The 10,588-nt window shown below is 40.1% G+C and carries 16 protein-coding genes; 9 read left to right on the top strand and 7 right to left on the bottom strand.

The features are described 5' to 3' along the window. A partial coding sequence (locus C7B62_RS21665) for a transposase family protein (RefSeq protein WP_146132168.1) occupies positions 1–300 on the bottom strand: 300 nt, incomplete at its 3' end. Then, positions 275–673 carry a transposase family protein gene (locus C7B62_RS21660; protein WP_106242224.1) on the bottom strand — a complete coding sequence of 133 codons (399 nt, stop codon included), beginning with the start codon at positions 671–673 and terminating at the stop codon, positions 275–277. The genes C7B62_RS21665 and C7B62_RS21660, both read right to left, overlap by 26 nt. 61 nt (positions 674–734) lie before the next feature. Between C7B62_RS21660 and C7B62_RS21655 the strand changes: the two genes are divergently transcribed. The 6 genes from C7B62_RS21655 (at position 735) to C7B62_RS21635 (ending at position 4,570) form a co-directional block, all read left to right on the top strand. Then, positions 735–1,313 (top strand): DUF411 domain-containing protein, encoded by a 579-nt coding sequence (locus C7B62_RS21655; RefSeq protein WP_106242221.1) that lies wholly within the window; start codon positions 735–737, stop codon positions 1,311–1,313. Between the two features lie 29 nt (positions 1,314–1,342). Further along, positions 1,343–2,794: a multicopper oxidase family protein gene (locus C7B62_RS21650; RefSeq protein ID WP_106242233.1), complete on the top strand. Its 1,452-nt coding sequence runs from the start codon at positions 1,343–1,345 to the stop codon at positions 2,792–2,794. Further along, the gene (locus C7B62_RS21645) at positions 2,787–3,254 is read left to right on the top strand and encodes a hypothetical protein (protein ID WP_233220098.1); all 468 of its coding nucleotides are present in this window, start codon (positions 2,787–2,789) and stop codon (positions 3,252–3,254) included. The genes C7B62_RS21650 and C7B62_RS21645 overlap by 8 nt, the downstream gene beginning before the upstream one ends. 128 nt (positions 3,255–3,382) lie before the next feature. Beyond that, positions 3,383–3,862 carry a hypothetical protein gene (locus tag C7B62_RS21640; protein WP_106242219.1) on the top strand — a complete coding sequence of 160 codons (480 nt, stop codon included), beginning with the start codon at positions 3,383–3,385 and terminating at the stop codon, positions 3,860–3,862. A gap of 46 nt (positions 3,863–3,908) precedes the next feature. Beyond that, the gene (locus C7B62_RS26680; RefSeq protein ID WP_233220097.1) at positions 3,909–4,172 is read left to right on the top strand and encodes a hypothetical protein; all 264 of its coding nucleotides are present in this window, start codon (positions 3,909–3,911) and stop codon (positions 4,170–4,172) included. After that, a complete protein-coding gene (locus tag C7B62_RS21635) occupies positions 4,136–4,570 on the top strand; it encodes a class I SAM-dependent methyltransferase (protein WP_233220096.1) in 435 nt (144 codons plus the stop codon). The genes C7B62_RS26680 and C7B62_RS21635 overlap by 37 nt, the downstream gene beginning before the upstream one ends. A gap of 22 nt (positions 4,571–4,592) precedes the next feature. On the opposite strand, the gene C7B62_RS21630 is transcribed toward C7B62_RS21635, so the two are convergent. Next, positions 4,593–5,033, bottom strand: coding sequence for a heavy metal-responsive transcriptional regulator (locus C7B62_RS21630; RefSeq protein WP_106242216.1), 441 nt, complete (start codon positions 5,031–5,033; stop codon positions 4,593–4,595). Positions 5,034–5,118: 85 nt separating this feature from the next. Beyond that, entirely contained in the window at positions 5,119–5,388 is a 270-nt protein-coding gene (locus tag C7B62_RS21625) for a thioredoxin family protein (protein WP_106242213.1), read from the bottom strand. A gap of 216 nt (positions 5,389–5,604) precedes the next feature. Here C7B62_RS21625 and C7B62_RS21620 point away from each other — a divergent pair, with 216 nt between their 5' ends. The 3 genes from C7B62_RS21620 to C7B62_RS26940 all read left to right on the top strand — a co-directional run bounded on the left by C7B62_RS21620 (position 5,605) and on the right by C7B62_RS26940 (position 8,105). Further along, complete coding sequence (locus C7B62_RS21620) at positions 5,605–6,684, top strand: multicopper oxidase domain-containing protein (protein WP_106242227.1); 1,080 nt, start codon at positions 5,605–5,607, stop codon at positions 6,682–6,684. Then, the gene (locus tag C7B62_RS21615; RefSeq protein ID WP_106242210.1) at positions 6,681–7,835 is read left to right on the top strand and encodes a ZIP family metal transporter; all 1,155 of its coding nucleotides are present in this window, start codon (positions 6,681–6,683) and stop codon (positions 7,833–7,835) included. Before C7B62_RS21620 ends, C7B62_RS21615 begins: the two co-directional genes overlap by 4 nt. 120 nt (positions 7,836–7,955) lie before the next feature. Next, the gene (locus C7B62_RS26940; RefSeq protein ID WP_146132169.1) at positions 7,956–8,105 is read left to right on the top strand and encodes a tetratricopeptide repeat protein; all 150 of its coding nucleotides are present in this window, start codon (positions 7,956–7,958) and stop codon (positions 8,103–8,105) included. 310 nt (positions 8,106–8,415) lie between these two features. Here the strand turns inward: C7B62_RS26940 and C7B62_RS21610 are convergent, their stop codons facing one another. The 3 genes from C7B62_RS21610 to mobC form a co-directional block, all read right to left on the bottom strand. Continuing rightward, on the bottom strand, positions 8,416–8,913 hold the full coding sequence (locus tag C7B62_RS21610) for a hypothetical protein (RefSeq protein ID WP_146132167.1): 498 nt from the start codon (positions 8,911–8,913) through the stop codon (positions 8,416–8,418). Positions 8,914–9,164: 251 nt separating this feature from the next. Continuing rightward, positions 9,165–10,250, bottom strand: coding sequence for a relaxase/mobilization nuclease domain-containing protein (locus tag C7B62_RS21605; protein WP_158260726.1), 1,086 nt, complete (start codon positions 10,248–10,250; stop codon positions 9,165–9,167). Next, the coding region (gene mobC, locus C7B62_RS21600) for a plasmid mobilization relaxosome protein MobC (protein WP_106242197.1) at positions 10,247–10,588 on the bottom strand (342 nt) is incomplete at its 5' end. The genes mobC and C7B62_RS21605, both read right to left, overlap by 4 nt.

The following is a 10,588-nucleotide window of genomic DNA, read 5'->3' as shown; positions in this document are numbered from 1 at the left end:
CTCTTTATTGTATTCTCTTTCTTTTGAAGTCAAAGATTTATTTTTTGGCTTTTTCCTTGGAGTATAACTTGACTTATGAATCTTTTTGATTCCCTGATATCCCTTATCGGCTATAATCTCTATTGATTCAAGAGGTTTTACTCTACTAGTTTTAAATAGTTGAAAATCATGTTCTTTTCCTTTTCCATGGGCTGTACAGATTACTTTTAGGCTTTGAGTTTCAATTACTACTTGAGACTTTAAAGTATGCTTTTTCTTCTTACCACTATAGTAATTACGCTGTTTTTTTTGGGCGTTCAATGGGGCTTTCTGCCACGTCAACAATGACCATTGACCACTCTGCTTTAGTTTCAGAAAGTGATTTTTTCCCTGGTAAGCTAAACTTTGGCGACTTGATTAATTGATTTTCCACTCGGTGAACTGTTCGACAAACTGTAGATTCATGTATTCCCCATGATTGAGCAATATGAAAATAAGTACGATATTCACGCCAATATTCTAAGGTTATTAGTAATTGATCTTCAACACTTAGCTTTGTTTGACCACCTCGGCGTCTGCCTTGAAGCAATTTTTCTTTTAGTACCTCCACCATTTCCTCGAACAGTTTTGGCTTGACCCCGCACAGACGTTTAAATTCTTTCTCTTCCAAATTTTTGATTTGATTATATGTCATTCGTTTTTCTAGCTCTTCTTCCTACTTTTCTCATTTTTTCTCTATTCGTGCAAGAGGTCTAATGTCAAAACTCTTATCTAAACTAACTATCACTTCAATGACGATCGCAGGTGTTGTAATCGGAGGTACTTATCTTGCTTCAACTCAAGGCAATAATAATACTGTCAGCAGCAATAATTTGGCGATCGCTCAAGAAAATCCGCATCAGGCTACCTTAGTAAGCGTATGGGATAAAGAAACCGAGCCAAACTATTCAGGAACTAGAGAAATGACCGTATATCGCTCTCCTTCTTGTGGCTGTTGTGGAGGCTGGATCGAACAGGCTAAAAAACATGGCTTTAAAATTGAAGATATTAAAACTCAAGAGATGGAAGCCTTAAAGCAAAAACATAATGTGCCACCAGAATTAGCATCCTGTCATACAACCGTGATTAATGGGTATGTTATGGAAGGACATATTCCCGTCGATGACATTAAACGTTTTCTCACTCAAAAACCCGAACTAGCTGGTTTAACCGTACCAGGAATGATTATAGGAACGCCTGGAATGGAAGCCAAAGATATCAAACAACCATTTCAAGTATTGGCATTTAACGAAAAGGGCGAAACCGAGGTATTTAAAGAATATCAATCTTATTGAACTCAGGAGATTTGATAATTCAATCAATCATGGCTAAAATTAATCGTCGTCAGTTTATTGCATTAGGTGCTGCTGGTATAGGGACAGCTTTAGTAGTTCATTGGTTGCGTCAAGATATTTTTAGTCAACCTTTAGCCTCTTTATCTGCTAATGCTGTTCCTGTTTATCAGAGTGGTGATGGGTTATTAGAGTTAGACTTAGAAGCTAAAGAAAATCCCATAAATTTGGCTGGGAGACAAGCATATTTATTAACCTATAACGGACAAATCCCCGCACCCCGCTTGGAAGCCAAACCAGGAGATAAGGTTCGCATCCATTTTACTAATAATCTCTCTCAACCGACTAATATTCACTATCACGGCTTGCATATTCCCGTTACGGGTAATGGAGATAATGTTTTTCTGCATATCAAACCAGGAGAAAAACTAACTTACGAATTTCAGATACCATCAAATCATCCAGCGGGAACATTTTGGTATCATCCCCACCTGCATGGTTTAGTTGCCGAACAATTGTTTGGGGGTTTGGCAGGTTTATTTATCGTGCGTGGTGAGCTAGATGAAATCCCCAAAGTTAAAGCAGCCAAAGAAGAGTTTTTAGTACTGCAAGACTTTGCTTTAGATGATAATGGCAGGCTAATCAATTCAGCCCATATGTCCCTGATGATGGGAAGAGAAGGAGACATAATTACAGCCAACGGACAAGTAAATCCAAGTCTTTCTTTACCCGAACAAGGAGTATTGCGCTTGCGGATTCTTAATGCCTCTCCTTCCCGTTTTTATCGACTCTCTTTAGAAAATCATTCTTTTTATCAAATTGCTACTGACGGAGGTGCGTTAAACGAACCTATAGAAGTTAACGAATTGCTACTGACACCAGGACAACGAGCCGAAGTTTTAATTAAAGGCGACAAAGAACCTAGACAATACCGCTTACTAAATTTACCTTACGATCGCGGTGGTATGGGTATGATGGGTGGTGGCATGATGGGTAGAAACAACCGCGATGAACCCACAGTTATAGCAACGATTAGCTACGAAGACCAAGGACAGTCTCTTTCAATTCCCACCAAACTTGCTTCAATTTTTTCTTTGCCAGAACCTCAGACAGTAAGACGTTTTGAACTCAATCATGGCATGAATCCCGCCGTGGGCATGGCTTTTCTAATCAATGGTGAAGCTTATAATCATGATCGCCTCGATACCCAAGTACAACTAGATACAGTAGAAGATTGGGAAATAACCAATACAGGAATGATGGATCATCCCTTCCACGTTCACAATAATGCTTTTCAAGTAATTAGTCGTAACAGTCAACCAGAATCATTACTTGCTTGGCGAGATACGGTGCTAGTGCCTAGAGGTGAAACTGTCCGCATTCGCATTCCCTTCAGAGATTTTGCTGGCAAAACAGTGTATCACTGTCACATTCTCGACCACGAAGATTTAGGTATGATGGGCAATTTGATGATTAATGCTTAGTAGTGCGGACGTAGGGATGGTAATTGGTACAAGAATCAATGTAGCGATCGCGCCTAGTGACATTAGCAAAGAACGCTGTAGAGCATTTTATAATAAAAATAACTGTTTATTTATGAGTAAATTAGAGCAACGAATTCCCCAAGAACAGACATCAGAAATTTTTGCCCTGGCTGCGGAACTTCAGGCTCGACACGAACAAAGCTATTCCATAGAGGAGTTAGTAAAAATTGGAGCAGAAGCCAATATCGCGCCAGAGTTTATCGAGCAAGCAGCAAAGCAGATTCAGGTAAAAAAAAGACGTGAAGCACTGCGAGAAACAATTATTAATAACGTAACTAATCTAGGAGCAGCAATAGTTTTGTTGAGCTTCTTGACAGGTATTTTTGGTTTACCAAACGGTCATTGTTTCTCACTAACAAAGACTCAGCCAGAAAATTCTCAGCCGTTGCCCGATAGTTAGTTACTGGTATTGTCAGCTTTAGCAGATATTAGCTCTTGACAGCGTTTACTTAGTTTATCTTGCCATCATGATCTTTGGTGTACTAAGTAGTTGATAGGCGATCGCATTCCCGCAGATAAAGTTCTCAAATGTTAAATATTATTAATTCCTTCCCTTGGCTCAATTTACCAGAATTTAATATCGTCATCTTCTCCTTTCTGCTCAATTTCTTTTGGGAAATGCAGCAAATGCCTTTTTTTCAGGTTTCACCTGAGTTTACCTGCGTAGATGTAGTTAATAATTGTACGCTGGCTACTGTAGGAGATGCAGGAATTTCACTAACTGCTTTTATAACAGTAGCAGTTATAACGAAGTCACGTCGCTGGATTCTCCAAGCAAACTGGTGGCAAGTCGGTATTTTTATCTTGGTAGGAATTGTCATTACGATAATTTTTGAAGCTCTAGCCACAGGAGTTTTGAACAGATGGAAATATAGTGATGTTATGCCAACCCTGCCAGTTTTGGGTACTGGCTTATTACCAGTGCTTCAGTGGTTAATAATTCCCCCATTAATCGTTTGGTTTGTAAGAAGACAACTTTCGCCAATTAAGCGTAAATCCTCAAGTTGAATGTAGGACGGTAAGCTAACTAAGTTTTAGGAGATAAGAAACGAACATGGAATCTGCTACTCAACTTACTCCAGGCTGGTATCAACGCTTTTTTGCTTGGTTGATGGCTCATGGTAATGCTAAATATGAGTCTGAAATAAGCGATCGCCAACGTGAATTGTTTTCCGACCTGCACGGCAATGTCTTAGAGATCGGATCTGGAACTGGAGCCAATCTGCGTTACTATCCAAGCGATATTCATTGGACTGGGATTGAGCCAAACACCTATATTATATGTATCCCTATCTTCAGCAAGAAGCAGAAAGAGTAGGATTAGACATTGAAATTAAAAGTGGAACTGCCGAACAGTTAGATGCAGAAGATAACAGCATTGATGCGGTAGTCAGCACGCTGGTTTTGTGTTCGGTAGAAAATCTATCTACTGTGCTGCAAGAAATTCTGCGGGTACACAAACCAGGCGGACAATTTTTCTTTCTCGAACACGTAGCTGCACCACAAAGAACTGGACTACGACGAATGCAAAACTGGATACAGCTTGTTTGGACAGTTCTGGGCGATGGTTGCCATCCTAATCGTGAAACTTGGGCCGCACTAGAAAACGCTGGATTTGAGCGAGTCGATTACCAGCATTTTCGGACAAATGTTTCAGCGATTGTCAGCCCTCAGATTATTGGTGTGGCAATCAAGAAGAAAGGGCGATCGGAGTAAAATAAGACTTTTTCTAACCGAGTCACTCAATAGATTCAATTAACCCACAGATTTTGCCCTGACAAATTTCTTCCGTCGCAGGAGTAGACGCGTCGGGTAATGACTTATCGATCTTTTTATACCTACTGGCTAACTCTTGACGTAAAGATATCATTTCGGCGATTTGGCGGTCTAAATCGTCGAGGTGTTGCTTGACCATTGTTTTGAGGCTAGCACAGGGAGGCATTCCTTTTGTACTGATGGCAATGAGTTGTTTGATTTCATCTAAGGAAAGTCCGAATTTCTTGGCTTTGTGAATGAAGCGCAAGCGTTCTTCATCCTGTTTGCCATAGATACGGTATTGTGATTCGGTGCGCTTTGGAGGTTTGAGCAATTCCAAACGTTCGTAATAACGAATTGTATGAGCCGATACTCCGACGCGATCGCTCAATTTACCAATCAACCAGCCATCTTGACTTGTCATTTTGCTCGAACAGCTAACAATAAGACTAACGCATTTAGATAAAGTGGGCAATGCCCACCCTACCTTTATTTGACTCCATCTGACTTTATCCTTGCCCAATGCCAGCAGCTACAAGCATCTCACGAGATACTGGCTGTTGAGAAGAACAACACTCTGCCAACTTACCATTTACCACTACCGCAGGAACGCGATGAATTCCATATTGCGTCCTTTTTTCTTTTTCTACTTCACTCTCTTGATGCAGATCGTAGATTTTCACCTCACAGTTAGAGCAAGCTAATTCTCGTACCAGCTTGACGGTTTCATCGCATAAAGGACAGTCAGCTATAAATACTTCTACTAAGCGTTTTGTCATCTCTTTTTCCTCTTGAAAATTGGAGTTCTAGACTTAGCTTAAACCTTAGAGTTAACTCTAAGGTCAAGAGGAAATTTGACAACACAAATAAATGATTAGAGAGATTCCTGATTAGACGGCATCACTCACCGTCAAAGTTTTTAAATATAGACGACTCAGATGAATTATATTTATAAGCCTCTGTTAGAATATGAGAAGATTATGAAAAGAAATAAAATGATATTTGATGTTTCCAGGCGATCGCTATTGGGAATGGGATTGCTCGGAGGAGGAAGTATCTTAGGCAAATTTTTACCCCGTGAGACATTAGCTCAAAACCCCAAACAGTACAATAATCACTTCACTAACAGCGCGGTTCACGGTGGCAGCACTACAGTAGGTGATGTGGACAATGACCGTAATGGCTTTAGTCCCCGCGATATCTTGACCGATTGGGATGGGGGAAAAGTCTCCCAACTACCTAACGGTCAGACCTTGCGAGAATATGACATTGCTGTCGAAGAACGAGAAATTGAGATTGCGCCTGGGGTATTTTATCCCGCCTGGACATATAATGGTCGAGTTCCTGGTTCTACCATTAGAGTTACCGAGGGCGATCGCGTGAAGATTAATTTTCGCAATCGTAGCCGACATCCCCATACAATTCACTTTCACGGCATTCATTCTGCCAGACAAGATGGCGTTCCTGGAACGTTAGAAGCGATGCCAGGAGAAGAAGTAGTTTACGACTTTAACGCTAAACCCTTTGGCTGTCATCTCTATCACTGTCATTCTGCTCCTTTCAAGCGACACCTGCATAAAGGACTCTACGGCGCATTTATCGTCGATCCCGACCCAAAACGACATCCTGAAGCAGAAAAAGAGGCAAGATCGCGTTTATTGGGAACTCCTGAAAATCAAGAGTGGCAAGAATTTTTAATGGTAATGAATGCTTTTGATACCAACTTTGATGAAGAAAACGAATTCTATGCCGTCAATACTATTCCCCACGAATTTATGAAACGCCCCCTCCGTATCGAACGAGATCGTCCCGTGCGGATTTATTTAATTAACGTGACTGAATTCGACCCAGTTAATTCTTTTCATCTTCACGGTAATTTCTTTGACTATTACGATAGTGGAACTACCTTAACTCCTTCCCTCCGCACCATCGATACCGTCATGCAGTGTCAGGGACAGCGAGGTATTTTAGAATTTTCCTTTCAAGAACACGCACCAGGGCAGTATATGTTCCATGCCCATCAGTCAGAATTCCTCGAACTCGGCTGGATGAGTGCTTTTGAGGTGGTGGCATGAAGAAAACTTGGTTGTGGGCTATTTTACCCTTAATTGCCCTAATAACTTCGATTGGCATCTTTCTTTCTATCGATCCACTCAGTCCTTTGGGTGTTTCTGCTCCCCCACTAGAAAATCTGACCGTAGAACGAACTGTTTTAGGCGATCGCGGTATTTCCTTGTTAGTTAGGGCGGAAGGTTCAAAACCAATGCAGATTGCCCAAGTGCAGGTAGATGGGTCTTACTGGACGTTTACCCAAAAGCCCCCAGGAGCTATACCCAGACTATCAACCGCCTGGATCGATCTGCCCTATCCTTGGGTAGAAAACGAAACCCATCATCTTAACTTGATTACTAATACAGGAATTAGTTTTGAACACACTATAGATGTGGCGGTAGCTACGCCTCAATTCACCCTCAGCCGTCTTTGGGGTTTTACTTTACTAGGGTTATATGTTGGTGTTGTCCCCGTAGGCCTGGGAATGCTGTTTTATCCATCCCTCAAAACTTTAGGTGGGCAAGGAATGAAGTTTATTCTCGCTTTAACCTTGGGAATGCTGGCTTTTCTTTTGGTAGATACCCTGGAAGAGGGATTAGAACTAGCTAACAGTGCAGCTAATGCTTTTGCGGGCAGCATTTTAGTTTGGGCGATCGCAGCTATCTCTTTTTTGACAATTTTAACTATTGGTCGCAGTCGAGGTAAAGCTCCTGAAGGACAAAGCCTATCTACTTACCTATCTTTCAGTATCGGCATTCATAATTTAGGAGAAGGATTGGCAATCGGTACGGCTTTTGCAGTGGGAAAGGCAGCCCTCGGTTCGCTTTTGGTAGTTGGTTTTACCCTGCATAACCTGACAGAAGGAATTGGTATTACTGCACCTTTGGTTAAATCTAAACCGACCTTCATTACTTTTTTAGGCTTGACTGCTTTAGCGGGACTACCTGCGGTATTAGGAACTTGGCTGGGCGTTTTTGCCTTTTCTCCTCACTGGGCGGCAATATTTATGGGCATTGGTGTGGGGGCAATTTTACAAGTAATTGTAGAAGTTGGTTCGTATTTGGCACGTACCGCTAGTAAAATCGGTGGTACTTGGTTATCTAAGATTAGTTTGGCAGGATTTAGTGCGGGATTAATAGTTATGTACGGTACGGCATTGCTTGTTAACTTCTAAAGCATAAAAGAAGTCTGATGTCAGATTAATTCTGTGTTCTGTTACTAGAATGGTATTGAGAGGTAATTTTCTTGTTCTGAGTTACAGCAAGAACAATCCAGTTATGAAACCGATGAAGACATCAAGCATTACATTAGGAATGACATTGACTTTCGGAGGATTGAAGCTTATTGTAATCGAGGAATGGCGTACTTTGGCTTAGGAAATTTAGAGCGAGCGAGCGCCCAATTCGATCTTGCATTACAGGTTGCTCCAGTATTGTCAACTTAACTCTTAGCAACACAATTTTTCCCAGAAACTTCCTTTCTAGCCTTAAGTAGCTATACCGATCCCACTGATTTCTCTCCAACTATCAATTCTCTCTTTCATAATCTGTCTGGTAACGGCAGCAGACAATTTATGTCTTTTTGGCTGTGTATGCTGATAGATTAGTTCGCTTCGGTGCCAGAAATCGCTGCGCTTGACCAGGAGATTTGATTTCTTCTCCTGCAACCGCGTCCACGGGGTCTGAGTAGGTGCGATTCGTTGATGTCAGGAACTTCTAGAAAATAGAAACGTATTGAGTTTTAAATTAAGGGGGTTATTTATCATAAATGGTTAGCGGCTCATTAGCATTGTAAACAAAACTACCTTTTTTTGATTGGAATATTTGTTTTAAATCAGTAACATCATCAGTATTACCCAGATAAATCAAGCCAGCAATGCCTGTCTGTTCAAAAATATAGTTAATGGCAAATTTATAGCTTTCTCTTGATGTCTCTTGCTGTCCGCGATCTAATTCGGAAACAATAGTAGCCTTAAAATTATTTTGTTTGCAGTAACTTTCGACTTTTCGCCTTACCTGTCTTTCTTGCTCTTGAGTGCTACAACGTAAATATACTATGACCTTTTGTTTTTTTAAAGACCGATAAACATTACTGTTTTGTTTAAACTCCTGAATCTCTTCTTCGCTAAAAACTCGTTTGGCATTAGGATTACTTTGAATACAGTTTATATGTCCCTCAGCCACTAATTTATTAATTGCTGACTCTGAAAGATCTAAAAGATTCATTACGGCTCGTAGGTATATTCCTGCCATAGCTCTTTTCCCATTAAAATATCTTAAACAAAATCCTGTTTTATTATATTATTTTAAATTTATTTATTTGACTAGTATCTAACTACTAAATATCTAGTTTTGGTACTAAATAAAGTAAAACTTATAAGTTGATACGTAATTTCTCTTAATTTTGAACTCTAGTTTTTTACTTATTAAAATTACTTAAGTAATTAACGCATTAGCATATAATTATAGCTAAATAAATTATTTTTAATATTAAAAACAATTGCTCAAAAATCAATTTCAAACCCTTCATCACCTTTTTGATTCTGAAGAGGACACGGGGTCTGGGGAAACCCCAGACCCGTGAGATGTCCGTTTGGTTCTGGTTTTTTTATTTTTTTATCTACCTGTAACTCTTGTTTACCATAGGTTTCATCCAGCATTTGTTGTACCTTATTTGGTACGTAATTTCTTAAACTAGTTTGACTCCAACTCACGTTAAATTCTGGAGCTAGGGCAATTTCTTCATTTTGGTTGGCTTGGTTGATTGCAACCAGATCTCGTTCTGGATCGTAAGTAACTCGGTTTTGAATTAATTGAGGAAAACTACACTGATGCAGTTTACATCCTTTGATTTTAAAGTTCTGTAGTTTATAGCTGATACCTTTGACCTTTCCCGACTCAATTCTCAATTTGGGGTCAATTTTTAATTGCTGTAGTCGAGCTAGAAACACAGTCAGACTTGGACAGTCGTGACTGGCTAAGTCTATTCCTGACTGAATTTTAAGCGTGTAAGGGGCGGTTGGGCTTTTGGTACTTTTTCTACCTTTACACTCTTCAATTTCTCGTATTATCCTCTGCACCTGTCCTGTAGTTGCAGCTTTATAGTCGCGTTGGTCTGATGATGGGACTAGAGTTAGATTATGCTCTTGTTCCTGCGCTCTTAAAATCTTTTCCAATTTCTTTTTGTCGTAACTGTCATGAACCCGTTTTCCTTCGTGATTGACCATATTAATCAAGATGTGAAAATGATCGTGAGAGTGGATGCGATCGTGTTTAGGGTCATAGCGATCGTGTTTAACTACTAAGTACTGATTATCGCCGTAGCCCAAGTTATTAATTACAGCCTGAGCAATTTCATCAATAGTTTCAGGATCTAAACTTCTATCGCCAGGAGCAAATCCGATTGAAATGTGCTTAACAGGCTTTTTGGTAGTAGGTCTTTGTTCTGCACAGGCATTGAGTTCCCAGATCATCATATTTCTGTCAGTTCCAGCTAGATTGGTACTGATAATCTCTGGAGTCTTACTGGGGTCTAAAAGATAATTGACTAATCCCCGAAAGCTACTACCTGTAATAATTTTGCCAATCACTGTTTTTCTCTCCCAATCAACAATAGCCTGATCTGGTTCAGCTCTTTGGCAGTTTTATCTGTGTAAGCTTTAATAGCACTCAGTTCTTCGGGTAGGGAATAGTTCTCCGATAATATACTGCCCTCTAACTGTCTCGTATTAAAGGCTTTGGCTATTTGATTAATATTGTTGCCAATGTGTTTTAACTCTCTGCCAATCTCCCCCATGACTCGATAAGTCTGCCAACTAACCTTAAAGATATGTTTTTTCTCTACAGGCTTATCTAGAACACATTTAGTAATGTACTCAGTTCGAGAAAGATTTAGTAGCTTGGCTTGACGGTCTATCTCAATAAGATC

This window comes from Pleurocapsa sp. CCALA 161 (assembly GCF_003003995.1).
Classification (GTDB): domain Bacteria; phylum Cyanobacteriota; class Cyanobacteriia; order Cyanobacteriales; family Xenococcaceae; genus Waterburya.
This window is presented reverse-complemented; position numbering and strand designations above follow the sequence as displayed.

Excerpts from the sequence above, each read along its gene's own strand:
- C7B62_RS21635 (WP_233220096.1), top strand. The coding sequence starts at position 4,136 with ATGTATCCCTATCTTCAGCAAGAAGCAGAAAGAGTAGGATTAGACATT.
- C7B62_RS21630 (WP_106242216.1), bottom strand. The coding sequence starts at position 5,033 with ATGACAAGTCAAGATGGCTGGTTGATTGGTAAATTGAGCGATCGCGTC.
- C7B62_RS21615 (WP_106242210.1), top strand. The coding sequence starts at position 6,681 with ATGAAGAAAACTTGGTTGTGGGCTATTTTACCCTTAATTGCCCTAATA.
- C7B62_RS21660 (WP_106242224.1), bottom strand. The coding sequence starts at position 673 with ATGACATATAATCAAATCAAAAATTTGGAAGAGAAAGAATTTAAACGT.
- C7B62_RS21655 (WP_106242221.1), top strand. The coding sequence starts at position 735 with ATGTCAAAACTCTTATCTAAACTAACTATCACTTCAATGACGATCGCA.
- C7B62_RS21610 (WP_146132167.1), bottom strand. The coding sequence starts at position 8,913 with ATGGCAGGAATATACCTACGAGCCGTAATGAATCTTTTAGATCTTTCA.
- C7B62_RS21650 (WP_106242233.1), top strand. The coding sequence starts at position 1,343 with ATGGCTAAAATTAATCGTCGTCAGTTTATTGCATTAGGTGCTGCTGGT.
- C7B62_RS26680 (WP_233220097.1), top strand. The coding sequence starts at position 3,909 with ATGGAATCTGCTACTCAACTTACTCCAGGCTGGTATCAACGCTTTTTT.
- C7B62_RS21625 (WP_106242213.1), bottom strand. The coding sequence starts at position 5,388 with ATGACAAAACGCTTAGTAGAAGTATTTATAGCTGACTGTCCTTTATGC.
- C7B62_RS21620 (WP_106242227.1), top strand. The coding sequence starts at position 5,605 with ATGATATTTGATGTTTCCAGGCGATCGCTATTGGGAATGGGATTGCTC.
- C7B62_RS21645 (WP_233220098.1), top strand. The coding sequence starts at position 2,787 with ATGCTTAGTAGTGCGGACGTAGGGATGGTAATTGGTACAAGAATCAAT.
- C7B62_RS21640 (WP_106242219.1), top strand. The coding sequence starts at position 3,383 with ATGTTAAATATTATTAATTCCTTCCCTTGGCTCAATTTACCAGAATTT.